The organism is Stenotrophomonas sp. PD6 (assembly GCF_049199305.1).
Taxonomy (GTDB): Bacteria; Pseudomonadota; Gammaproteobacteria; order Xanthomonadales; family Xanthomonadaceae; genus Stenotrophomonas.
The window spans coordinates 320,201-342,943 of record NZ_JBLZQD010000002.1 but is presented as its reverse complement, the minus strand read 5'-3'; the positions used below and the strand labels follow the sequence as shown (position 1 = coordinate 342,943).

At 69.3% G+C, this 22,743-nt stretch carries 23 protein-coding genes; 5 read left to right on the top strand and 18 right to left on the bottom strand.

Features of this window, described 5'->3' with window-relative positions:
• Positions 1-2: 2 nt before the first annotated feature.
• From ACOZHM_RS04340 to ACOZHM_RS04270, 15 genes are read right to left on the bottom strand one after another with little or no spacing between them, the layout of a single operon-like run.
• Complete coding sequence (locus tag ACOZHM_RS04340; protein WP_421567736.1) at positions 3-1,190, bottom strand: beta-ketoacyl-[acyl-carrier-protein] synthase family protein; 1,188 nt, start codon at positions 1,188-1,190, stop codon at positions 3-5.
• Complete coding sequence (locus tag ACOZHM_RS04335) at positions 1,187-1,738, bottom strand: DUF3261 domain-containing protein (RefSeq protein ID WP_421567734.1); 552 nt, start codon at positions 1,736-1,738, stop codon at positions 1,187-1,189. Before ACOZHM_RS04335 ends, ACOZHM_RS04340 begins: the two co-directional genes overlap by 4 nt.
• A complete protein-coding gene (locus tag ACOZHM_RS04330) occupies positions 1,726-2,967 on the bottom strand; it encodes an NAD(P)/FAD-dependent oxidoreductase (RefSeq protein ID WP_421567732.1) in 1,242 nt (413 codons plus the stop codon). Before ACOZHM_RS04330 ends, ACOZHM_RS04335 begins: the two co-directional genes overlap by 13 nt.
• 44 nt (positions 2,968-3,011) lie before the next feature.
• Entirely contained in the window at positions 3,012-5,372 is a 2,361-nt protein-coding gene (locus ACOZHM_RS04325) for an MMPL family transporter (RefSeq protein WP_421567731.1), read from the bottom strand.
• A complete protein-coding gene (locus tag ACOZHM_RS04320; RefSeq protein ID WP_421567730.1) occupies positions 5,365-5,991 on the bottom strand; it encodes a LolA family protein in 627 nt (208 codons plus the stop codon). The genes ACOZHM_RS04325 and ACOZHM_RS04320 overlap by 8 nt, the downstream gene beginning before the upstream one ends.
• Positions 5,988-6,410 (bottom strand): acyl-CoA thioesterase, encoded by a 423-nt coding sequence (locus ACOZHM_RS04315; protein ID WP_421567729.1) that lies wholly within the window; start codon positions 6,408-6,410, stop codon positions 5,988-5,990. The genes ACOZHM_RS04320 and ACOZHM_RS04315 overlap by 4 nt, the downstream gene beginning before the upstream one ends.
• A complete protein-coding gene (locus ACOZHM_RS04310; RefSeq protein ID WP_421567728.1) occupies positions 6,397-7,944 on the bottom strand; it encodes an HAL/PAL/TAL family ammonia-lyase in 1,548 nt (515 codons plus the stop codon). Before ACOZHM_RS04310 ends, ACOZHM_RS04315 begins: the two co-directional genes overlap by 14 nt.
• Positions 7,934-8,881, bottom strand: coding sequence for an acyltransferase (locus tag ACOZHM_RS04305; RefSeq protein ID WP_421567727.1), 948 nt, complete (start codon positions 8,879-8,881; stop codon positions 7,934-7,936). Before ACOZHM_RS04305 ends, ACOZHM_RS04310 begins: the two co-directional genes overlap by 11 nt.
• Positions 8,878-9,657, bottom strand: coding sequence for a glycosyltransferase family 2 protein (locus ACOZHM_RS04300; protein ID WP_421567726.1), 780 nt, complete (start codon positions 9,655-9,657; stop codon positions 8,878-8,880). The genes ACOZHM_RS04305 and ACOZHM_RS04300 overlap by 4 nt, the downstream gene beginning before the upstream one ends.
• Positions 9,650-11,338 carry an AMP-binding protein gene (locus ACOZHM_RS04295; protein ID WP_421567724.1) on the bottom strand — a complete coding sequence of 563 codons (1,689 nt, stop codon included), beginning with the start codon at positions 11,336-11,338 and terminating at the stop codon, positions 9,650-9,652. The genes ACOZHM_RS04300 and ACOZHM_RS04295 overlap by 8 nt, the downstream gene beginning before the upstream one ends.
• On the bottom strand, positions 11,331-11,882 hold the full coding sequence (locus tag ACOZHM_RS04290; RefSeq protein WP_313347478.1) for a hypothetical protein: 552 nt from the start codon (positions 11,880-11,882) through the stop codon (positions 11,331-11,333). The genes ACOZHM_RS04295 and ACOZHM_RS04290 overlap by 8 nt, the downstream gene beginning before the upstream one ends.
• 22 nt (positions 11,883-11,904) lie before the next feature.
• Complete coding sequence (locus ACOZHM_RS04285; RefSeq protein WP_102946213.1) at positions 11,905-12,162, bottom strand: acyl carrier protein; 258 nt, start codon at positions 12,160-12,162, stop codon at positions 11,905-11,907.
• Positions 12,163-12,179: 17 nt separating this feature from the next.
• Positions 12,180-12,440, bottom strand: a complete 261-nt coding sequence (locus tag ACOZHM_RS04280) for a phosphopantetheine-binding protein (RefSeq protein WP_421567722.1) — start codon at positions 12,438-12,440, stop codon at positions 12,180-12,182.
• Positions 12,427-13,230 (bottom strand): lysophospholipid acyltransferase family protein, encoded by an 804-nt coding sequence (locus ACOZHM_RS04275; RefSeq protein WP_421567721.1) that lies wholly within the window; start codon positions 13,228-13,230, stop codon positions 12,427-12,429. Before ACOZHM_RS04275 ends, ACOZHM_RS04280 begins: the two co-directional genes overlap by 14 nt.
• Positions 13,223-13,957 (bottom strand): beta-ketoacyl synthase chain length factor, encoded by a 735-nt coding sequence (locus tag ACOZHM_RS04270; protein WP_421567719.1) that lies wholly within the window; start codon positions 13,955-13,957, stop codon positions 13,223-13,225. Before ACOZHM_RS04270 ends, ACOZHM_RS04275 begins: the two co-directional genes overlap by 8 nt.
• A gap of 178 nt (positions 13,958-14,135) precedes the next feature.
• Between ACOZHM_RS04270 and ACOZHM_RS04265 the strand changes: the two genes are divergently transcribed.
• Positions 14,136-15,158: a pteridine-dependent deoxygenase gene (locus tag ACOZHM_RS04265; RefSeq protein ID WP_421567718.1), complete on the top strand. Its 1,023-nt coding sequence runs from the start codon at positions 14,136-14,138 to the stop codon at positions 15,156-15,158.
• Between the two features lie 159 nt (positions 15,159-15,317).
• Here ACOZHM_RS04265 and cydB read toward each other — a convergent pair whose 3' ends face one another.
• Both cydB and ACOZHM_RS04255 read right to left on the bottom strand, forming a co-directional pair.
• Positions 15,318-16,331 carry a cytochrome d ubiquinol oxidase subunit II gene (cydB, locus tag ACOZHM_RS04260; RefSeq protein ID WP_421567716.1) on the bottom strand — a complete coding sequence of 338 codons (1,014 nt, stop codon included), beginning with the start codon at positions 16,329-16,331 and terminating at the stop codon, positions 15,318-15,320.
• Between the two features lies 1 nt (position 16,332).
• A complete protein-coding gene (locus ACOZHM_RS04255; protein WP_421567715.1) occupies positions 16,333-17,730 on the bottom strand; it encodes a cytochrome ubiquinol oxidase subunit I in 1,398 nt (465 codons plus the stop codon).
• Between the two features lie 174 nt (positions 17,731-17,904).
• On the opposite strand from ACOZHM_RS04255, the gene ACOZHM_RS04250 reads away from it, so the two are divergent.
• The 4 genes from ACOZHM_RS04250 (at position 17,905) to hemF (ending at position 22,308) form a co-directional block, all read left to right on the top strand.
• On the top strand, positions 17,905-20,271 hold the full coding sequence (locus ACOZHM_RS04250) for a S9 family peptidase (RefSeq protein WP_421567714.1): 2,367 nt from the start codon (positions 17,905-17,907) through the stop codon (positions 20,269-20,271).
• Positions 20,268-20,687 carry an NUDIX hydrolase gene (locus tag ACOZHM_RS04245; protein ID WP_421567713.1) on the top strand — a complete coding sequence of 140 codons (420 nt, stop codon included), beginning with the start codon at positions 20,268-20,270 and terminating at the stop codon, positions 20,685-20,687. Before ACOZHM_RS04250 ends, ACOZHM_RS04245 begins: the two co-directional genes overlap by 4 nt.
• Positions 20,688-20,722: 35 nt before the next feature.
• On the top strand, positions 20,723-21,325 hold the full coding sequence (locus ACOZHM_RS04240) for a hypothetical protein (RefSeq protein ID WP_421567711.1): 603 nt from the start codon (positions 20,723-20,725) through the stop codon (positions 21,323-21,325).
• A gap of 86 nt (positions 21,326-21,411) precedes the next feature.
• The gene (gene hemF, locus ACOZHM_RS04235; protein ID WP_421567709.1) at positions 21,412-22,308 is read left to right on the top strand and encodes an oxygen-dependent coproporphyrinogen oxidase; all 897 of its coding nucleotides are present in this window, start codon (positions 21,412-21,414) and stop codon (positions 22,306-22,308) included.
• Positions 22,309-22,312: 4 nt separating this feature from the next.
• On the opposite strand, the gene ACOZHM_RS04230 is transcribed toward hemF, so the two are convergent.
• On the bottom strand, positions 22,313-22,594 hold the full coding sequence (locus ACOZHM_RS04230) for a hypothetical protein (protein ID WP_421567708.1): 282 nt from the start codon (positions 22,592-22,594) through the stop codon (positions 22,313-22,315).
• Between the last annotated feature and the right edge of the window lie 149 nt (positions 22,595-22,743).

Here is a 22,743-nt window from a genome sequence, read left to right as displayed (position 1 = left end):
GCTCAACTCCGCGCCAGGGCCAGCACGGCATTGCTGCCGCCGAAGGCGAACGAGTGGCTGAGCACATGCTGCGGCGGCTGCGCCGCGCGCGTGCCCGGGGCGACCAGGGCCAATGCCGGCAGCGCGTCGTCGCCATGGCCGTCCCACCAGTGGGTGGGCAGGCGCTGCTCCGGGTTGTCGGCCAGGGTCATCCAGCACAGCGCCGCCTCGATCGCACCGGACGCGCCCAGGGTGTGGCCGGTGAGCGGCTTGGTGGAGCTGGCCGGCACCTGCGTGCCCAGCACGGCCGCCACCGCCAGGCTCTCCATGGCGTCGTTGTGCCCGGTGGCGGTGCCATGCAGGTTCACGTAGTCGACCTGATCGGGGGCCAGACCGGCGCGGTCCAGCGCCTGCCGGATGGCATCGATCGCGCCGAACGCCTGCGGATCCGGCGCGGACATGTGGTGCGCGTCAGAGGATTCGCCCCAGCCGGACAGGCGCACCGGGCCGGGTTCGCGGGTCATCAGGAACAGGGCCGCGCCTTCGCCGATGTTGATGCCGTTGCGGTGCCGCGAGAACGGATTGCAGCGCGCGGCCGACACCGACTCGAGCGCGCTGAAGCCGGCCACGGTGAAGCGGCACAGCGAATCGGCGCCGCCGGCAACCACGGCGTCGACGATGCCGGCGCGAAGCAGGCGCGCGGCCGACATCAGCGCCTTGGCGCTGGACGAGCACGCGGTGGAAAGCGTCCAGGCCGGGCCGCTGCTGCCGATGCGGGTGCGCACGAAGCGCGCGGAGGTACCCATTTCCTGCTGGGCATAGTGGAAGTCGTCGGGCCAGCGGCCCTCGGCGGCCTGCAGGCGCAGCGCGTCTTCTGATTCGCCGATGCCGGAGGTGCTGGTGCCGATGATGACCGCCACCCGCTCGGCGCCGTAGCGCACGATGGCCGCGTCCACGGCCGGGCGGATCTGCTGCAGCGCGCTTTCCAGCAATGCGTTGTTGCGCCCGCGCAGCGCCACCGGCAGCGCCGACAGGTCCGGCAACGCACCGCCCACCTCGCCCAGCGCAAGCGTGCGCCCGGGGAACATGCGGTCGTTGTCGCGCAGGCCACCGGGCTGGTCGGCGAACAGGCCGTCGCGCACCTGGGCGCGTCCGTTGCCCAGTGCGCAGACCACGCCCAGTTCGTTCAGATATACAGCGGTACTGCTCACGATTGCGCTTGTCCCATGTCCAACGATTCGATCACCAGCTCATAGCCTTCGGCCAGGTTGCGCAGTTTCACACGGCCGTCGGCCAGCGGCTCCAGTACCAGCCAGGCGGTGCCGCCCTGCTCCAGGCGGCGGCCGCCGCCGGCTTCCACCAGGGTCCAGCCATCCGGCAAGGCCGCCCGGATGGCATCGGCCGGCCACAGCGCAAACTGAAGGTCGTCCAGCACGCGCTCGCCGCGTACCTGCGGCGGCAGCCACGGTGCCCGGGTCTGTTCCAGGGTGCGCCCGTCCCAGACCATGCGCACGCCGGTCTGGCCCATGGCCTGCACGGCCAGCCGCACCTGCTGGCTGTCGGCTTCGAGCAACGCGTCCAGCTCGCGCTCGTGGGTGCCGAAGCGGAACTGCAGGCGCTGCTGCAGCTGCAGCGGCGCAGGCAATGCGGACGGCGGCAGCTGCAGGGTCGGCAGCTGCACCAGCGGGGCGGGCATGCGGGTGCTGGCACAGGCGGCCAGCAGCACCCCCAGCAACAGGGCAAGGATCAGCCGGTGCACAGTTCCTCCAGCACCCGCAGGCGACGACCGCTGTCGTCGGCCACGTACGGATTGTTGGTGTCCCAGGCATAGCCGGCCAGGATGGAAGAAATCATGCGGCGCACGTCCGGCTGCGGGTCGGGGTGGTAGATGATCTTCTGGAAGCCACCGGCATACCAGGCTTCGACGAAGCGGCGGAAGGTCTTCACGCCCGCGCGCAGCGGAATGGCGAACTCGCGCTCCCAGTCCACCTGCTCGCCGGCATGCCGGCGTGCCAGGCACTCGCTGGCCAGCTGGGCCGACTTGAAGGCGATGGTCACGCCGGAGGAGAACACCGGGTCCAGGAACTCGCCGGCATTGCCCAGCAGCGCATAGCCTTCGCCCCACAGCGAACTGACGTTGGCCGAATAGCCGGTGATGGTGCGCACCGGCAGCACCGCCCATTCGGCATTCTTCAGCAGGCGGGTCAGGTTAGGGTCTTCGCCGACGATGGCCTGCAGCTTCTCCAGATCCGTGCCTTCGTATTTCTCGAAGAAGCTCGGCTCGGCGACCACGCCCAGCGAGCAGCAGCCGTTGGAGAACGGGATGGTCCAGTACCACACGTCCACGTGTTCGGGATGGGTGGTGATCAGGATCTTGTTGCGGTCGAAGTTCGCGTCGGCCGGAATGTGATCGCGCACGTGGCAGAAGATCGCGCCGCGCACCGGGAAGTTCGACGGCGACTCAAGGTTGAGCAGGCGCGGCAGCAGGCGCGCGAAACCACTGGCGTCGAGGATGAAGCCGGCCTCGATGGTGTACTCACTTCCGTCCGGGCGACGCACCTGCACGCGCGCCGGGCTGCCCGGCTCGACCGACAGCACTTCATCGCCGAAGCGCAGGGTGGTGCCCATGCGCTCGGCGCCGCGCGCCAGCACATCGTCGAAGTTGGCGCGCTGCACCTGGTAGGTGGTGCCCCAGCCCGGCGAGAACTTGTCGCGGAAGTCGAATTCCGTGCTGCGTTCGCCGCGCACGAAGGCCGCGCCGTTCTTGTACTGGAACCCGGCCTGCACCACGTCCTGCAGCAGGCCGGCCGCTTCGATGTATTCCATGCTCTGCGGCAGCAGGCTCTCGCCGATGGAGAAGCGCGGGAACTGCTGGCGCTCCAGCATCAGCACCTGCCGCCCCTGCTGGCGCAGCATGGCGGCGGCCACGGAACCGGCAGGACCTGCGCCGATCACCAGTATTTCGGTTGTTTCCAGTGCTGCGTTCATCGATGCATCCTTGATCACGATAGTGGGGGGTTCGACGCGGTCGCTCAGTGCGGTGCGTCGTGAGGCGGTGGGCGGAACAGCGGCGAGATCAGCCAGACCAGGCCGATGCCGAACAGCAGGGTGAGGCCGAACGCGCGCAGCGCCGGCGTCGCCGACAGGCCCAGCAGGCCGAACGACAGCCAGGTGCTGGCCGCGCCCACGCACACGGCGAGCCAGGCGCTGGCATCACCGCGGTGTTCGATCAGGAAGATGCCGTAGTCGATGCCCATGCCCAGCAGCAGCATCAGCGCCAGTACGTTGAACAGCTGCAGCGGCTGGCCGAACAGGCCGAGCAGGCCGAGCGTGAGCGCACCGGCCGCGAGGGTGGGCGCGAACACCCGCCACGCCTGCGCGCGATAGCGCCAGTACAGCACCGCGAACACCAGCACGATGCCGACCAGCAGCAGCGCGCTCATCAGCTTGCGGTAGTGCTTGAGCAGCGCGGAGAAATCGGCCGTGCGGTCGACCCAGCGCACGCCGTCGATGCCCTTGGCCTGCGCTTCCAGCAGGGTCAGCGCGTCGGCGCGGGACAGGTCGTCCACCATCACCACCGAGGCCATGCCCTGCCCTACTTCGCCCAGCCACAGGTGGCGGAACGGCATGGCCGCAGGCGAGGCCAGGAACGCGTCGGCCTGCAGGTCCTGCGCCGCGTAGTCCGGGCGCTGCAGGGTTTCGCCCACGCTCTCGCCCACGGCGGCCAGCACCTGCGGTTCGACGCGCGCGGTGAGTGCCGCATCGGCGTGCTGGCGCTGCACCGACGGCAGCCACTCGCTGATGGCGCGGTACCCGCCGATCTGCTTGTTGGCCGACAGCACGCGCAGGCGCGCGATCAGCGCTTCCTCGCGTTCCAGTACCTGTTCGGCGTTGTCGCCCTGCACCAGGTAGAACTGCGCCGGGCTGGGCATGCCCAGCATCTGGCTGATGCGGATCTGCTGGTTGATCAGCGACATCGGCGAGGACTGCAGGCTGCGCAGGTTGTCGTCGGCGGTCAGCCGCAGCATGCCCAGCCCCGACAGCACCACCACCGCGCCCAGGAACAGGCCGACCGGACGGCGACCGTGCAGGCGCGGCCAACGTTCCAGCGTCGCGCCCAGCCAGCGTGCGAACCGGGTGCTGCGGATCTCGCCACCATCCAGCCACGGGAACCAGAAGATCACGGTGAGGAACGCACCGGCCAGGCCCACCACCGAGAACAGCGCCATCTGGCGCAGGCCGGGGAACGGGGCCAGGCCCAGCGCCAGGTAGGCCAGCGCGCTGGTCACCAGGGCAAGCCAGAGGCCGGGCAGCAGGTGGCGCAGCAGCTTCCAGCGGCGGTCAGCCGGTTCGGCCTGTCGCGAGGCGAACCAATGGATGCCGTAGTCCTCGGCCACGCCGACCAGCGAGGCGCCGAACACGAGGGTCAGCACGTGCACCTTGCCGAACACCAGCACGGTCACCGCCAGGGCGACGCCGCAGCCGATCAGCAGCGACGCGGCCACCAGCAGGATCGGGCGCAGCGAACGGAACGCCAGCCAGACCAGCAGCAGCACAGCCGCCAGTGAGCCCCAGCCGATGGTGTTGATTTCCCAATTCGCCTGCACGGCGGCGGCTTCGGCGTGCAATGGCACACCGGCGCGCAGCACTTCCAGACCCGGCGCGTGCTTGGCAGCCGCGGCGGTGGCGGCGTCCAGCAGCACGTCGATATGGCGCTCGCCATCGAGCTGGAAGGCCGAGCCCAGGGTCTCGTACTGGATAACGGACCAGTGCTTGCCGTCGGCCTCGAGCAGACCGTCGTCACCCATGCGCAGGCCGGACGCTGCAGCGCGCTCCTGCCACCACTGCGGCCACAGCGACAGCGGGTCCTGCCGCCATTCGGTCAGGCGCGGCGCGCCCATCGGGCCGTACAGCGCGGCCAGCGCGGATTCGGACAGGCTCTCGGCCGGTTCGTCCTGCAGGCGCTGGCGCTGCTGGTCGGTCAGCAGGCGGTCGCGGTACGGCGCGTAGAACGCGCGCGCCTCATCAAACCAGCCTTCGATGGAGCCGCTTTCCTGGACCAGCGGGGCAGAGCCCCGCTCTACCCGCATTTCCTTGCGGAACGCCTGCTCGGCGGCCTTGGTCGCCGTGCCATCGGCGCTGCCGAGCAGCACCACGATCTGCCGCGAATTCGCATCGGCAATGCGCCGGGTCACATCCGACAGCAGGCGGTCGTGCGCATCCTGCGGCAGCAGCGCCAGGATGTCGGTGTCGATCCGCGACTCCTTCGACCACAGCTGCCACTGCTGCACGCCCAGCCCGACCAGCACCAGCAGCCATGCAATGGCCAACCAGCGCCAGGCACGCTGCAGCCGGCCGTTCTCGCGCCAGGCCGAATTCAACGACTCATTCAAATTTGCGACCCTCCTCGGCACTCAGCTGCACCGGGGTCTCGCTCAGGCCGGCGAAATGGATGCGGGTGACATCCTGGTTCGCCTCGGTGATCTGCACCTCGCGCACGTAGCGGTCGCCGCTCAGTTCAAGCGCACTGAACACCTTGGCCAGCATCGGCGAGCGCGGGGTCAGCTGCATGCGCCAGCCATTGTCGGGCAGCGCCTCGACCTTGACCACGAACTGCGCCGACAACGCCTGCGCATCGCCACTCATCAGCGCGAACATGATCGCGTTGACCGAGCGCATCGCCGGCTGCTGCTTGGCGTCGAGCTCCACCCGGCTGCTGCCGTCACGCTGGCGGCTGAGGATGCGGTCGCGGGTGACCACGACTTCAGACGGGAACGGCTTGAGCGTGGTCCAGATCACGCCATGGTCCTGGGCCAGCACGAAGCGGCCCTGCGAGCGCAGCGGGTTCTTGAACCCCGCCACCTGCTTGTCCTGGCTGAACTCGCCACGCAGCACGGTGACCTTGGCCACGCGCTGCTTGACCAGGTCCACGTTGGCCGCCGGCGCGGCGAAGGTAGGGCTGGCCACGGCCAGCAGCATCAGCACACCCAGCGTGCGCAGAAGACGAATCATGGTGCCTGCACTCCCAGCCGTTCCCACAGTACCGAGGGGCACAGGTACAGCATTTCGTTGGTGGCCGCGTCGACCGCGACCTGGATGGTGTGCGCACGCGTGAGCACCTGGTCGCTCTCTGCGTCGCGGATTTCGTAGGCGATCTTCAGCCGGTTCTCCCATTCGGTGATGGTGGCGCGCACGCGCAGCGCCTGCCCGTACAGCAGCGGGCGGATGTACTTCACGCGCGCGTCCACCACCGGCCACACATAACCGGAGTCGCGCATCTGCGGGTAGTCGTAGTCGTAGCGCTGCAGCAGGGCGCAGCGCGCGATTTCGAAGTACTTGAAGTAGTTGCCATGCCACACCACGTGCATCGGATCGCAGTCGTGGAAGGTGGGCGACAGGGCCACCTCGAAGCTCAGGTCAGGGGCGGTCATACAGGCTCCAGCGCTGGCCACGGATATCGTCGAGCAGGCTGCGCAGTTCGCCGTCCAGGGCCCGGTCTTCCTCGACCAGCGCGATGCGCCCGCACAGGTCCTGGTACATCGTCTCCAGGTCGCCATGCAGGGTGGCGGTCATGCCGACCCGCTGGCGCAGGGCAACACCCTGGCGCGCGGCGATCAGCATGCCGGCCACGACCTGCTCGGTCAGCTCGATCACGCGCAGGCAGTCACGCGCGGCGATGGTGCCCATGCTGACCTTGTCCTGGTTGTGGCATTCGGTGGAGCGCGAGAACACCGAGGCCGGCATGGTCTGCTTGAGCGCTTCGGCGGTCCACGCCGAGACGCTGATCTGCAGCGCCTTCAGGCCATGGTTGATCGGCGCGCGTTCGCCGGTGGACGCCGACAGGTTGGCCGGCAGGCCGTGGTTGAAGCGCGCATCCACCACCAGCGCCAGCTGGCGGTCCAGCAGGTCGGCCAGGTTGGCGATGGTGTTCTTCAACGCATCCATCGCAAAGGCGATGTGACCGCCGTAGAAGTGGCCGCCATGCAGGATGCGCTCGCCCTCGACGTCGATCAGCGGATTGTCGTTGGCGCTGTTGAGTTCGGTTTCGATGAACTGGCGCAGGAACGGCAACGCGTCCTGCACCACGCCGATCACGTGCGGCGCGCAGCGCAGCGAGTAGCGGTCCTGCAGGCGCTGTTCGTTGCGCGGCGGGCGGTCGCTGTGCAGGTCGTCGCGCAGGCGCGCGGCGATCTGCATCTGGCCCGGGTGCGGCTTGGCAGCAAACAGCATCTCGTCGAAGTGATGCGCGTTGCCATCGCTGGCCAGCACGTTGAACGCGGTCAGGCGGGTCGCCAGCTTGGTCAGGTAATCTGCGCGGTCATAGGCCAGGCAGGCCAGCGCGGTCATCACGGCGGTGCCGTTCATGATCGCCAGGCCTTCCTTCGGGCGCAGCCGCAACGGGGTCATGCCGATCTCGGCCAGCACCTCGGCGGCCGGGCGGCGCGCGCCCTGGTACATCACTTCGCGCTCGCCGCACAGCACGGCGGCCACGTAGGACAACGGGGTGAGATCGCCACTGGCGCCGACCGAACCTTCGGCCGGAATCAGCGGCAGCACGTCATGCCGCAGCAGCGTGGCCAGGCCCTGCAGCAGCGGGTGGCTGACGCCGGACATGGCGCGCGACAGCGAGGCCAGGCGCGCGGCGATGACGGCGCGGGTCTCCTGTTCGTCCAGGAAGCGGCCCAGGCCGCAGCCGTGGTAGGTGAACAGGTGATGCGGCAGCTCGGCCACCAGCGCCGGCGGAATGTTCACCGTGCACGAATCGCCGTAGCCGGTGGTGACGCCGTAGATCACGCCGTCCTCGCGCAGCAGGCGGTCGAGGAAATCCACGCCGCGCTGGATGCGTGCGGTGAACGCGGGGTCGTCGGTAACGACGGCCTCGGCACGGCGCTGCGACAGCGCGACCACGTCTTCGATGGTCAGCGGCGCATCGCCGAAGCGGATGGGGGGTGAATTACTTGCCATGAGATGCCTGATCCCAGAAGGGGAAGAAATTGAACCAGTCCAAGGGGGCCTGGGTGACCTGGAGCTCCAGCCACCGGGCGAAATGTTCGGCCTGCGCGGTCAGCGCGGCGTCGCGCGAACCACGCGGCAGCACGATGCGGTCGCTGAAGTGCTCGAAGCGCACGCGGTAACCGTCGCCTTCGTGCAGGCAGGCCATGGTGTACACCGGGCACGCCAGCGCGGACGCCAGCACATACGCGCCGATCGGAAACTGAGCGGTGTGGCCGAGGAACTGCGCGGGAACGGTGCGCCCACCGCGCAGCGGCACGCGGTCGCCGACGATGGCGACGAAACCGCCGTCGGCGACGCGGCGCTGCAACTCCACGGCGGTGGCCGGGCCCATGTCGGTGACCTGCATCAGTTCCACCGAGGCGAGCGGGTCGAGCCGCTGCATCAGCCGGTTGAAGCGCTGCGCGTGGGCGGTGTGCACCAGCACGGTGATGCGGAAGCCCGGCACCTGTTCGGCCAGCACCTGGCACAGTTCCAGGCAGCCGATGTGCGCGGTGATGATCAGCCCGCCTTCGCGGCGCGCGATCTTTTCCAGCATGAGGTCGCGCTGCAGGCGGATGCGCTGGGCGGGATAACGGCCGCCCAGGCCCAGCAGCTTGTCCAGCAGGGTGTCGGCGAAGAGCGCGAAGTGCTTCAGGCTGGTCCAGCGCCCGGGCGTGCCGCCGAACACACCGGCATGTGCCTGCAGCCGCTGCAGGTACTGCATCGATGCCTGGCGGGCCACGCGGTTGCCCAGCCAGTGGCACAGCACCACCGGGTACACGCACAGGCGGAACGGCCAGCGGCCGAACCAGCGGTGCACCCCGCACAGGAACAGCACCCCGGCGGCCGAGGTGGTTTCACCCAGGTCGGCCCAATGCGGGGCGTTGGCCGGTGCCTGCGGCGTCATGCCTGCGAGGCTCCGCCGATGCGTTGCCACAGCAGGTGCGGTGCGCGGCGCAGCATGCCGAAGAACAGGCGCGTGTGCATGCGGCTGATCCGCACGTTGTCGCGCCACACATCGAAGTGCGAGACGCCGTCGCTGGGATAGGTCACCCGGGTGGGCAGGCTGATCACCGGCACGCCGCGCCAGAACAGCCGCACCAGGATCTCGCTGTCGAAATCCATGCGCCGGCCAATGGTTTCCTCGCCCACCAGGCGGATCACCGGGGCCAGCGGGTACAGCCGGAAGCCGCACATGGAATCGCGGATCTGCAGCGACAACGTGTTGATCCAGACCCAGATGTGGGTGGCGTAACGACCATACAGGCGCGCCTTGGGCACGCTCTCATCGTAACGGGGAATGCCGCAGATTACCGCCGCCGGATGCTGGCGGGCCAGCGCCGCGAAGTGCGGAATGTCGGCGGGATCGTGCTGGCCATCGGCATCGATCTGCAGCACGTGCGAGTACCCGCGTCGCGCGGCCTCGGCAAATCCGGCCAGCATCGCGCCGCCCTTGCCCTGGTTCACGTCCAGGCGCAGCAGGCTGACCTGGCCCGGGTGTGCAGTCGCGAGCGCCTGCAGCGCCAGCGCGCACGCCGTGTGCGAGCCGTCGTCGACCAGCAGGCACGGCAGGCCACTGGCCAGCACGCCCGCGACCACCGCGCCGATGGCGTGCTCGTGGTCGTAGACCGGAATGACCACCAGCGGCGAGAACACCCCGGCGGTTGCGCTGCTGCTATGCATCGCCGAACACCACGCGGCCGCTGGCGTGCACGCCATGGTCGGACACGTAGCGGAAGCTGAGCACCGACTTCGCCGCGTCCCAGCCCAGGGTGAGCTGCAGGCGGTCGCCGGGGCGCGCCACGTGCTGGAACTTCAACGCATCCATGCGCTCGAAGCGCGGCGGCAGGGTGAATGCCTGGCGGCCGTAGTGGATCGCCCAGTCGAGCTGGACCACGCCCGGCAGGATCTTGGCCTGTGGGAAGTGGCCGTCGAAGGCCACCAGGTCCGGCTCGAGCGGCAGCACCAGCAGGGCCGCGGCGGCGTCGCGCTGCTGCCATTCGGCCGCCGGCAGCAGCGGCCGGAACAGGGCGCCCAACGCGGCGGCGGTGGTCTTGCCCTGCGCGTTGTAGGGCAGCGCGTCGACGAACCGCCAGCGGCGCGGGCGGGTCACCGCGTCATGGCTCTGCGCGAGGTGTGCGCCCAGCGCCTGGGCCTGGCGACGGCGCTCGGCGTCGTCCCACTGCGCCACGCCGGCGGCCCGGGGCACCACCACGGCGGCAAGCTGCTCGCGCGCGCCCGGCAGCACCAGCACGCGCGCTTCCTGTACCGACGGGTGCGCGCACAGCTGCTGTTCCAGCGCGTCCAGCGACACCCGGCGTTCTTCGATCTTGACGATGCGGTCGGCGCGCCCGAGCAGGCGGAAGCTGCGCCCGGCGTCGGCCTCCACCCGGTCCTGGGTCTGCCACCAGCCGGCCTCGGCCAGATGCGGCGAGGACACGGACAGGCAGCCGTCGTCGATGCGCCATGCCACGCCGGGCAGCGGGTGCCACTGTGGCTGCTCGGCACTCCACTGGCGCCAGGCGATGCCGCCGGTTTCGCTGCTGCCGAAGACTTCGGTGGGCGCCACGCCGAGCAACGCGCGCGCCTGGACGGCTGCGTCGGTGGGCAGCGGGCCGCCGGAGGAGAACACCGCGCGCAGCCGGCCGCCCAGCGAGGGCCAGTCGAGCTGCTCGGGCAGGCGCTTGAGGTGCGCCGGGGTGGCCACCAGCACCGAATCCTGCTGCGCCAACGCACTGATCAGGTCTTCGTGGAAGAAGCGCCGCGGCAGGATCGCGCGCCCCGCCACCAGCGGCCACAACACGCGGAACAGCAGGCCGTAGATGTGCTGATGCGACACCGTGCCGTGGATCTGCGCGCCTTCCAGCTGTTCCCCGAAGGCGGCCTGCAGGGCGTCGACCTCACGGGTGAGCTGGCGCAGGTATTTGCCGATCGCCGTCGGCGCGCCGGTGCTGCCGGAGGTGAACACCACCAGTTCCAGCGCGTCTTCGTCCAGCGCCCGCAGCGGGGCGGACGCATCGGGGTCGGCGTCGGGCTGCAGCGGCGCGTAGCGGCTGGGGACATCCCCGGCGAAGCCGGCCACGCGCGGGGCCAGGCTGTCGAGCGTGGCAGGCAGGTTGTCGCCGCCCAGGAACACGCGCTTGCCGGCATGCCATGCCCCGAGCAGGGCCGCGGCGAAGTCCAGGGTGTCGTCGAAGTACAGCGCCCAGTCGCGGCCGGGGGCGCGGGCGAAGGCCTGCTGCCAGCCCTGCACCCGGTTGCGGAACTGCGGGTGCGACACCGCCTGACCGTCGGCATCGATGCCGACCAGACGACCCGGCTGCGGCACCAGCGCCAGCCGGTCCAGCGCGATCCACTCAGCCATGCGCATGCGCCGCTTTCACCCGCCGCCGCACCAGCCATTCACCGCCAAACAGGACACCCATCATCACGTACGCCAACAATCCGTTGTAGAGCGCCCAGACCTGGTTGGAGGCCCAGAACGCCGTGATCAGGGCCAGGCCCCCGTTGAGAACAAAGAAACCGCACCACACCTGGGTAACGCGCCGGGTATAGACCACGGCGAACGGCGGCAGTTCCGGCTCGGTCAGGCGCGCCAGCCGCTCCACCGCGCTGGGCGGGAAACGCAGGCTGGTGGCGAAGATGACCAGCATCACCGCATTGACCAGCGCCGGGTACAGCTTCAGCGGCAGCGCCTGGTTGAACGCGGTGGCCAGCAGCGCCAGCAGTCCGGCGCCGAGGGCGGCGGCCCACCACACCGGTTGGCGGGTGGTCAGCGCGCGCAGCGCGGCCAGGGCGAACAGCAGCAGCGCCATCCAGCGCGGTTCGAAGCGGCCCAGCGACAGGTACACCACCAGCGGGTAGGCCAGCGACAGCACTGCAAACGCCGCGACACGCACCCGGACCATGGTCGATCTTCAGCGGCGGCCGTCAGGCGGCCGCTTGCCCGGGCAGCAGCCCATGCACGACATCGACGATGTCCTGCACGGTACGCACCGACTTGAAGGCTTCCGGCTGCAGGTTGCGGCCCAGCAATGGCTTGAGCTGCACGATCAGGTCCACGGCATCGATGCTGTCGATGTCCAGGTCGTCGTACAGGCGGGCTTGGGGCGTGATCCGCACCGGTTCGATCTCAAAGCTGTCCTTGAGGATCTTGACGATGCGATCGAAAAGTTCGTTCTTGGTCATGGCAAATCCTGGCGCCGTTACGACGGCTGGCGTGCGGCGACAAACTCGCTCAAGGCACGCACGCTGGAAAAATGGCGACGGGTCTCTTCCGAATCCGCGGACAGGCTGACACCGTACTTTTTCTGCAGGGCCAAACCAAGCTCAAGCGCGTCGATCGAGTCCAGGCCCAACCCCTCGACAAACAGGGGTGCCTCGGCATCAATGTCTTCCGGAGCGATGTCTTCCAATGAAAGCGATGAAATGATCAATTCCTTGATCTCGTGCTCAAGTGCCTGCACGGCTTGGTTCTCCAGCGAAGTCGAAGTAATGGGCAAGGTGATCGGTCACGCGCCGGGCCGCCAAGGCATCCCCCCTGGGCGTATCGTCGGCTCCCGTCAGGAAGGGAGCGATCGGGAGATCCTCCCCGACTTCCAGCTGAACGTGAAAACGCCGTGATGGTACACGATACCATTTCTGGCCCTTGGTCAGGGTAGGCGGGGTACAGGTGATCCGGACCGGGGTGATGTCCAGCCGGCCCCGTACCGCGATGTTGGCGGCGCCCCGCTGCAGCCGCAGCGGCTGGCCCGGCACGGTGCGGGTGCCTTCGGGAAAGATCACCAGATTGCCCCCGGCACGGACCGCGGCGATGCAGTCGTCGATCAGCCCCGCCCCGTCGCTATTGGCTACGTAGCCGGCCGCACGGACCGGGCCACGCATGAACGGGTTGCTTGCGACCGCCTGTTTGACCACGCAGTCGGCGTTGGGCAGCTGGGCGATCAGCAGCACCACGTCAATCAGTGTCGGGTGGTTGGCCAGGATCAGCAGACCGTTGCGCTGCAGGCGTTCCCGGCCGCGGATCTCGTACGTCATCACGCCCAGGCGCTGCATCAGCGCCACATGGCTGGCGAAACTGAATTGGACCAGGCGGCGCGCGAGGGCGCGGCGGCGCGCGGTATGCCGGGCCAGCAACAGCAGCGGCAACAGCAGCCCGCCCAGCAGCAGCCCGCCGATCCCGAAGGCGGCAAAACTGAGGCCGGTACCGAACACGCGCCAGGCGTGGTCGAGGCGGGCGGCCAGGCGCTCACCCATGGCGCTGCCAGGACCACTGCTGGCCATCGGCCTGGAACTGCAGCGCGGGGTCGCCGGACAGCAGGAAACGCAGCGCGTCCAGGCTGTGCGGCAGGGTGCCGGGCGGGCTGTCCTGGTCGCCGGCGCCCCAGCCCAGCGACAACCGGGTGCCCGGGCGATCGGCGCGCGCCAGCCGCCAGCACCACGCGAAGTACGGGTCGGGCTCGTCGGCGAAACCGGCGTAGACCTCCGGCAGGGGCGATTCGTAGGCGATCACGCGCACTTCCGGCGCGCCGTCGGCCAGCAGGCCGTAGGCCTCCACGCAGGCCGCCTCGACCGTGCCGCGCCCGCCGGCCAGGGCCAGGTAGTTGCCGCGCTGGCCGCGGGCGATGGAGTACAGCGCCGCCACCGCGTTGTGCACCGACAGGCCGAACGCCGTCGGCGACATGGCGGCGTCCTGGCGCAGGGTGTCGAGCAGTTCCATCGAACGCGCCACATCACCGTGCCGCGACGCGAACACCAGCGGCACCTGCCCGGCGTCGTCCGGCTGCTCGCACCAGCAGGCCGCCTGGATCGCCATGCGGCCCAGGCGTTCGATGCGACGGCGTTGCATGGCCGGCACCTCCGGCAGCGCCGGGGTGTCCGGGCCATCGGGCACGGTGGGCGCGTGCGCCCAGGCCTGCCAATCCGACTTCGTGGTCAGTCCCGGTGCCCAGGCCGACCAATCCACAACTGAGAACTCGATCATTCACGCCAACGTAGTGATGGGCACCTGGAAGCACGAGCCATGGCGGCAATGCGACTCGGCGCCCCCATTCCGGCCGACCCACACCTGTCTACGACATCGTTCGGCGCGTTTGGGCACGCCGCGAAAGGAGCGCACGCTATCATGACACCCTCGGCACTGGCAGCTTTCACAATCTGAAATGAGTAGCACGATTCGCAGCGTAGCGGCCTCGCAGGTCATTTCTCCGTCGGTAGGCCCCGCGCTGTTCCGTGCGTTTTATGCCCCGGCTGCTGAACGGGACGCCGCACTGGCCGATCCGCATACGCTGGCCGTCTTCGGCTTTTCGACCGATGCCGCAACATGCGACGACCCGCGCTGGCTGCGGGTGCCGCTGGCCGAACAGGGCCCGGCGCAGATCGAAATCTGGCAGGGCAGCTCGCCCGTCCAGCATGGCGTAAGCGACGGCGTGCGCTGGTCCGCCAACGACACGGTGCTGTTCGGCGCGATCGAGATTGACGAAGTCGACGGCGATATCGAGTCAGCCGCGGCAGATGCCTACGCTCTAATGAGTAGTTTTCTGACGAGCTGCGGCTTCCCGCACCTGCTGCGCACCTGGAACTACCTGGACGCGGTGACCGAGGGCGACGGCGACCAGGAACGCTACCGGCGTTTCTGCGTGGGCCGGGTGCGTGGGTTGCGCGCGCTGGACGAGGCCGCGTTGCCGGCGGCGACCTGCATTGGCCGTTTCGATGGCGTGCGCCGCCTGCAGGTGTACTGGCTGGCCGCGCGCGAGCCCGGCCTGCCGCTGGAGAACCCGCGCCAGGTCAGCGCGTTCCGCTACCCCCGCCAGTACGGCCCGCAGTCGCCGAGTTTTTCGCGCGCCCTGCTGCCGCCGGCGGCCACCGGCCTGCCGCTGCTGCAATCGGGCACCGCCGCCATCGTGGGGCATGTCTCGCAGCACACCGGGGCGTTGCTGGAGCAGCTGGATGAGACCCTGGTCAACCTGCAGAGCCTGGTGGATGCCGCGCGCGTGCAGCGGCCCGCGCTGCCGGCGCAGCTGGGCGCCGCCTCGCTATTGAAGGTGTACGTGCGCCGCGCCGAAGACATGCCGGCGATTGCCGCACGGATGGCCGAACTGTCGGGCGCGCCCGCCTTCGTCGTGCTGCACGCCGAAGTCTGCCGCGCGGAGCTGCTGGTGGAGATCGAAGGCCTGCACGGCTGACGCCATGTATCCGCGTTGGCCGGCTTCCGCGCACCTCGAAGGCCGACCAACAGTCGGCGCTACCGTAACGTGTCCGATGTGAAGCCCCCTTCTTGTTGAAGGGGGCGCGCCGACGGCGCGGGGTTAAGGAAGAATGCGTGGACCATTGAGGCAATCGCCTCAATGGTATCCGGCGTCGGCGCGAACCTTGCCGCGGAACACCCGGTACGACCACGCCGTGTAGCCCAGGATCACCGGCAGCAGCACCACCAGGCCCACCAGGCTGAAGCCCATCGACGAGGCCGGCGCGGCGGCCTGCCACAGCGTCATGCTCGGCGGCAGCAGGTACGGCCACATGCCCAGCACCAGGCCGATGAAGCCCAGCACGAACAGCGCCAGCGTCAACAGGAACGGCGGCAGGTCGCGGCGCGGGTGCATCGCGCTGCGCCACAACGCAACGGCCACGCCCAGGGTCAGCAGCGGCACCGGCGACAGCCACCAGAAGTTGCCATCGCTGAACCAGCGCGCCATCAGCCGCGAATCCAGGAACGGCAGCCAGGCACTCACCAGGCCCATGAACACGATCACCGCCACCACCAGTGGCCGGGTCAGCGTGCGGGCGAACGCCTGCTCACGGCCTTCGGTCTTCAGGATCAGCCAGGTGCTGCCCAGCAGCGCATAGCCGAACACCACCGCCGCCCCGGTCAACATCGAGAACGGGCTGAACCAGCTGAAGGCGCCGCCCACGTACTGCCCGTCCACCACCTGCAGGCCCTGCACCAGCGCACCCAGGATCACGCCCTGCGCGAACGCAGCCAGCAGCGAGCCCAGCCCGAACGCCACGCTCCACAGCCGGCGCGAACGGTGCGCCTTGAAGCGGAACTCGAACGCCACCCCTCGGAACACCAGCGCCACCACCAGCAGCAGCACCGGCAGATACAGCGCCGACAGCAGCGCCGCGTAGGCCTTGGGGAAGGCGGCCATCAGGCCCGCGCCGCCCAGCACCAGCCAGGTCTCGTTGCCGTCCCAGATCGGCGCGGCGGTATTCATCATCACATCGAGCTGTTCCTCATCCTCGGCCATCGGCGCCAGGATGCCGATGCCCAGCACGAAGCCGTCCAGCACCACGTACATCAGCACGCCAAAGCCGATCACCGCGAACCACGCCACCGGCAGCCAGGTCATCATCTCCATGTCAGCGCTCCTCCAGCGGTTCGTCGGCACCGGACAGCGGCCGCGCCGGGGTGTGGCTGCCGTCCTCGATGGGCGGCTGCTGGTCGTGCGGCTTCGGCCCGGTGCGGATGATCTTGACCAGGTACCAGATGCCCCAGCCGAACACGAACGCATAGCCGACGATGTACACGCCCAGCGACAGCGCGGTCATCCATGCGCTCTGCGGGCCCACCGCGTCGGCGGTGCGCAGCACGCCGTACACCACCCACGGCTGCCGACCCATTTCGGTGACGAACCAGCCCGATACCAGCGCGATGAAGCCGCTGGGCAGCATCCAGTTCCAGCCGCGCACCAGCCAGCGCGACTGCAGCAGCCGGCCGCGCCACCACTGGAACGCCGACACCCAGGCCAACAGCAGCATCAGCGTGCCCAGCCCGACCATGATCCGGAACGCGAAGAACACCGGCACCACCGGCGGCCGCTCGCTGGCGGGCACCGAGGTCAGCGGGTCGAACGTGCCGTCCAGCGAGTGGGTCAGAATCAGGCTGCCCAGGCGTGGAATGGCGACCTCGAAGTCGTTGCGCTCGGCGGTCTCGTTGGGCACGGCGAACACCACCAGCGGCACGCCTTCGCCCTCGCCTTCGGCATGCCAGTGCGCCTCCACCGCGGCGATCTTCATCGGCTGGTGCTTGAGGGTGTTCAGGCCGTGCATGTCGCCCACGAAGATCTGCACCGGCACCGTGAGCGCGGCGAAGGCCACCGCCGCCAGCAGCATGGTGCGCCCGGCCTCCACGTGGGTGCCCTTGCGCAGGTACCACGCGCCGACGCCACCGATGACGAAACAGGTGGTGATGAACGAACCCAGCGCCATATGCGCCAGCCGGTACGGGAAGGAGGGGTTGAACACCACCTGCCACCAGTCCTGCGGCACCACGATGCCGTCGATGATGGCGTGGCCGGCCGGGGTTTGCAGCCAGCTGTTGGACGACAGGATCCAGAACGTGGACACCAGCGTGCCCAGCGCCACCATGCAGGTGGAGAAGAAATGCAGGCGCGGGGAGACCTTGCCCCAGCCGAACATCATCACGCCCAGGAAGCTGGCCTCCAGGAAGAACGCGGTGAGCACTTCATAGGTCAGCAGCGGGCCGATCACGCTGCCGGCCACCTGGCTCAGGCGCGGCCAGTTGGTGCCGAACTGGAAGGCCATGACGATGCCGCTGACCACGCCCATGCCGAACGACACCGCGAAGATCTTCTGCCAGAAGAAGTACAGCTCGCGCCAGATCGGCTTGCGGGTGCGCAGCCACTGGCCCTCCACGAATGCCAGCCAGCTGGCGGTACCGATGGTGAAGGCCGGGAACAGCACATGGAAACTGATGACGAACCCGAACTGGATCCGCGACAACAACAACGCGTCCAAGCGACGCCTCCGCACATTCTGGAATGCGTACCAGTCTGGGCCTGATTCCGTGAAAGGCACATGCGACCGGGTGACGCGCTGCATCAATCGGTCGCACCCCATGACCTGTGGCCCCCTCCCGCCGGGCTTGCGGCTGCTACGCTTGCCGGGTTTTCCTCTACGGTGCCGCCCGCAATGCCCAGAACGCTGCCCTTGTCCCTGCTGCTGCTCGCCGCCCTCGGCGGAACGGCCCACGCGGCACCGACGCCGATCACCATCGAACAGGCCATGGCCGACCCGGACTGGATCGGTCCGCCGGTCGAAAGCGCGTGGTGGTCGTGGAACAGCCAGCAGGTCGAGTACCAGCTCAAGCGCACGGGCAGCCCGGTGCGCGACACCTTCCGCCAGCCGGTCAACGGTGGCGTGGCCAGCCAGGTCGCCGATGACCAGCGCGGCAGCCTGGACGTGGACGCCCCGGTGTACGACAGCGCCCGCCAGCGCAGCGTCTTCGTGCGCAATGGCGACGTGTTCCTGCGCGACCTGCGCAGCGGCGCGCTGACCCAGCTCACCCGCAGCACCGAGAAGGCCAGCGCGGTCAACTTCGCCCGCGATGGCGGGGTGATCTGGCGCACCGGCCAGAACTGGTTCCATTGGACCGCCGCCGCCGGCGTCCAGCAGGTGGCCAGCCTGAAGGCCGAGAAGAACCCCGACGACGCGCCCAAGGCCGACGTGCTGCGCGACCAGCAGCTGCGCACCCTGGCCACCCTGCGCAACGACCGCGCCCAGCGCGATGCGCTCAAGGAGCAGGAAGCCAGCTGGCGCCGCGCCGACAGCAGCCGCGCCCCGGGCCCGGTATACCTGGGTGCCGACGTCGAGATCGTCGACAGCGCGCTGTCGCCCGACACCCGCAGCCTGATCGTGGTCACCAAGCCGAAGGGCTTCGATGAAGGCCGCGGCGGCAAGATGCCCAAGTACGTGACCGAGTCCGGTTACGAGGAATTTGAAGACACCCGTACCCGCGTCGGCCGCAACGATCCGGAGCCGAACGCGCTGTGGCTGGTCGACGCCGTCACCGGCACGGTCAAGCCGCTGTCGCTGGATGGCCTGCCCGGCATCGGCAGCGACCCGCTGGCCGCGCTGCGCAAGGCCGCCGGCAAGGACGCGCTGAAGGGCAACCGCCCGGTGCAGGTGCTCGGCGGCCCCGGCGCGCCCGGCGTGCGCTGGAGCAGCGACGGCCAGCAGGCCGCGATCATGCTGCGCGCCAACGACAACAAGGACCGCTGGATTGCCAGCGTCAGCCCGTCCGAGGCGAAGCTGCAGAACCGCCACCGCCTGACCGACGCGGCCTGGATCAACTGGGGCTTCAACGATTTCGGCTGGTCCAACGACAACCGCACGCTGTGGCTGCTGTCGGAGGAATCCGGCTATTCGCACCTGTACACCCAGCAGGGCACGGCCAAGCCGCAGGCGCTGACCGGCGGCAAGTGGGAAACCTCGATGCCGGTGCCCAGCGCCGACGGCCGCGGCTTCTACGTGCTGTGCAACCAGCAGTCGCCGGGCGATTACGAAGTGTGCGCCGTCGACACCGCCTCGCGGCAGGTGCGTGAGCTGACCTCGCTCAACGGCGTGGAAGACTTCTCGCTGTCGCCGGACGGCCAGCAGCTGCTGGTGCGCTACTCCGGCGCCTACCTGCCGGCACAGCTGGCGGTGGTGCCCACCGCCGGCGGCCAGGCCAAGGTGCTGACCGACACCCGCAGCGCCGCCTTCAAGGCACGCGAGTGGGTCCAGCCGAAGCTGGTGCAGGTGCCGTCCAAGCACGGCGCGGGCGTGGTCTGGGCCAAGTACTACGGTCCGGAGAACATGGAACCGGGCAAGAAGTACCCGATCGCCATGTTCGTGCACGGCGCCGGCTACCTGCAGAACGTGCACCAGCGCTATCCGGCCTACTTCCGCGAGCAGATGTTCCACAACCTGCTGGTGCAGCAGGGCTACGTGGTGCTGGACATGGACTACCGCGGCAGCGAGGGCTACGGCCGCGACTGGCGCACCGCGATCTACCGCAACATGGGCCACCCGGAACTGGAAGACTACAAGGACGGCCTGGACTGGCTGGTGACCACCCAGCAGGGCGACCGTGACAACGCCGGCATCTACGGCGGTTCCTACGGCGGCTTCATGACCTTCATGGCGCTGTTCCGCTCGCCGGGCACCTTCAAGGCCGGCGCCGCGCTGCGCCCGGTGGTGGACTGGCACCAGTACAACCACGGCTACACCGCCAACATCCTCAACACCCCGGACATCGACCCGGAGGCCTACCGCGTCTCCTCGCCGATCGAGTACGCCGAGGGCCTGCAGGATCACCTGCTGATCGCGCACGGGATGATGGACGACAACGTGTTCTTCCAGGACTCGGTCAACCTCACCCAGAAGCTGATCGAGCTGCACAAGGACAACTGGAGCATCGCGCCCTACCCGCTGGAGCGCCACGGCTACGTGCGTGCCGACTCCTGGCTGGACCAGTACAAGCGCATCCTCAAGCTGTTCAACGAAAACCTGAAGTGAGCCAGGACGCGGCGCCGATCCGTATCGTCGCCGCGGTCATCGCCGATGCCGCGCGGCGCGTGCTGGTGGTGCGCAAGCACGGCTCGGCGGTGTTCATCCAGCCGGGCGGCAAGCCCGAGGCCGGCGAGGCACCGCTGGCCGCGCTGGCCCGTGAGCTGGACGAAGAACTGGGCGTGGCGCTGGATCCCTCCAGCGCCGTTCCGCTTGGCGCGTTCAGCGACTGGGCGGTGCATGAAACCGGCCGCCGCGTGCATGCGCAGGCGTGGTGGGTGCAGGTGCAGGGCGCACCCGAGGCCCGCGCCGAGATTGCCGAACTGGCCTGGGTGCCGGTAGATCCGCCACACGGGCGTCGCTTGGCACCGTTGAGCGAAGACCATATCCTCCCGGCGGCGGCCCGCGCGTTTGCGACGGGCTGAGGGCCTCACGTTCCCCCTTCCCACCAGGACACCGGATGTCGTCGACTACGCCCCCCCTGCTTCCCAACGCTGCCGCGCGCCCCAAGGGCGACGGCACGCCGGGCTTTTTCGTCCCGATGGCCAAGTCCGTGCTGGTGATCTGCATCGTCGCCGCGGTGTGCTGGGCGGGCTTCGTGGTACTGGCCGTGGTGGTGTCCGGCTCGGCCTGGCTGCAGGACCTGCTGCGCGACGCCGACCTGGCGTGGATGCCGGGTTCGCTGCGCTGGTTCGGCCGCCATGCGGTGGCCGTGAACGTGGCCATGCTGGCCATCTGTGTAGCCGGTGCCGTGGCCGCCTGGGGCCTGTTGCGCCGCCATCGCTGGGCGCTCTGGACCTTCATCGTGCTGCTGATCGGCACCGCCGCGCTCAATTTTGCCGGTGTATGGGTGGTGGACGACGTGTACCGCCACCTCGGCGTGCACCTGCCCACCGAGGGAATGGCGAACGCAATGCGGCTGCGCAGCGAGTTGCAGTCACAGCGCGTGATCTACACCAGCATGATGCTCGTGACCTCGATTGCCTTCGCCGGCCTGCACGCCTGGCTGGCGCTGCGCCTGTTGCGCCCGGATGTACGCCGCCTGTTCGTCAAGGCGCCGTAGAGCGGGGCTCTGCCCCGCTGCCGTAGAGCGGGGCTCTGGCCCCGCTGCCGTAGAGCGGGGCTCTGCCCCGCTGCTAAAGTAGCCCCATGAACGATTTCGACCGTGTCCGCGCCTACCTGACCGACCTGCAGGACCGCATCTGCGCGGCCATCGAAGCCGCCGACGGCCAGGCCCGCTTCGCCGAAGACCTGTGGCAGCGTGCCGAAGGCGGCGGTGGCCGCACCCGCATCCTGCGCGACGGCGCGGTGTTCGAGCAGGCCGGCATCGGCTTCTCCGACGTCTCCGGCACCCGCCTGCCGCCATCGGCATCGGCCAACCGACCGGAGCTGGCCGGGGCCTCGTGGCGCGCCACCGGCGTCTCGCTGGTGTTCCACCCGCTCAACCCCTACCTGCCGACCACCCATGCCAACGTCCGCTACTTCAGCGCCGAGCGCGACGGCCAGCAGGTGGCGTCCTGGTTCGGCGGCGGCTTCGACCTGACCCCGTTCTATCCGTTCGACGAGGACGTGCGGCACTGGCACCAGACCGCCCACGACCTGTGCGCGCCGTTCGGCGCCGAACGCCATGCCGCGCACAAGCGCTGGTGCGATGAATACTTCTTCCTGCGCCACCGCAATGAAACGCGCGGCGTGGGCGGGCTGTTCTTCGACGACCTGCATGGCGACTTCGAACGCGACTTCGCCTACCTGCGCGCGGTCGGCGATGGTTTCCTGGACGCCTACCTGCCGATCGTGGAACGCCGCAAGGACACCCCCTACGGCGAGCGCGAGCGCGAGTTCCAGCTGTACCGCCGGGGCCGCTACGTGGAGTTCAACCTGGTCTACGACCGCGGCACCCTGTTCGGCCTGCAGAGCGGCGGGCGCAGCGAGAGCATCCTGATGAGCCTGCCCCCGCGCGTGCGCTGGGAGTATGGCTTCCAGCCCGAGCCCGGCAGCGCCGAAGCGCGGCTGGGCGATTACCTGGTGCCACGCGACTGGGTGTAAGGCCCTAGCCGGTGCGCCTGGCCAACTGGGCCATGCGCTGGACGTGCGCGCCCAGCAGGTCGCGCTGCTTTGCCTCGTAGTGATGCACGGCGCGCTCGGCCGCGAACAACGCGTACACGCCCAACTCCTCGTCATCGAACAGGCCGCCGCGGACGGCGGCCAAGTCGAGCGTGCCGGCGGAGCGCTGCAGGGCATCGAGCTGGTCCAGCGAACCGCGCGCGGCGTCCAGCTTGCGCTGCGTGCGCAGGCGCTGCTTCAGGTGCCCGTCGAGTTCCTTGAGGACCACCTTCGGCAGCGACCCGCTGGCCGCGGTGTCCTGCGCCCCCGCCCCGGGGCGGGGGCGCGGGCCCCCCGGCCCCGGTTTTGGGGCCGGGGGCCGGGCAAGGGGCGGGGGGCGGGGGGGCGGGGGGCGGGGGCGGTGCCCCCACACCGGGG